This is a genomic window from Pseudonocardia halophobica, from assembly GCF_027922425.1.
In the GTDB taxonomy this organism is placed as follows: domain Bacteria; phylum Actinomycetota; class Actinomycetes; order Mycobacteriales; family Pseudonocardiaceae; genus Pseudonocardia; species Pseudonocardia halophobica.
The window spans coordinates 1-526 of record NZ_BSFQ01000294.1 but is presented as its reverse complement, the minus strand read 5'-3'; the positions used below and the strand labels follow the sequence as shown (position 1 = coordinate 526).

The window sequence follows — 526 nt, the reverse complement described above, 5'->3', positions numbered from 1 at the left end:
GCGGTGATCTGCTTGAAAGCCGTCAGAGCATCAAGCACGAGGGCATCGACGGCGTGACCCGCAGCGCCAGCCGGGACGACGCCTTGCTGGTGCAATCCGATGTGATCCGGGCGCAGCGCACGGATCAGCTCGCCATCGCCCCGAATGAGGATTTCCGCAATAAGTTCCCCACCATCGACGCGCTGACGATCGCCAAGGCCGAAGCTGAGGCCAAGGCCGAGGGTGCGGTCGCCGACGGCAAGTTCGGCGACGAAAGCGACGTCTTCTCGGGCAGCGGCTCGGTCCTTGGCGGCGAGATGGTGGGCAAGGCCAGCGCCGAGTTGAGTACAAAGGCCGCCACCGCCGCGGTCGAGGCGCTCATCGACAGCCATTTCGCCAAGGGCGAGGTGAAATCGGCCGATGATGTGCTGGTGCATGGCAGGGTCGGGGGCGAGGTTGCCTCGGCCGAAGCGAAAGCATCAGGAGAAGTGGTTCTCAGCCCCGAGGAAGCGACACTGAAAGGCACCCTTAAGGTCGAGGCGCTGCT

The 526-nt window shown here is 64.8% G+C and carries 1 protein-coding gene; it reads left to right on the top strand.

Features of this window, described 5'->3' with window-relative positions; all coding sequences use genetic code 11:
• The coding region (locus PKE99_RS39490; protein ID WP_271215189.1) for a hypothetical protein at positions 1–526 on the top strand (526 nt) is incomplete at both ends.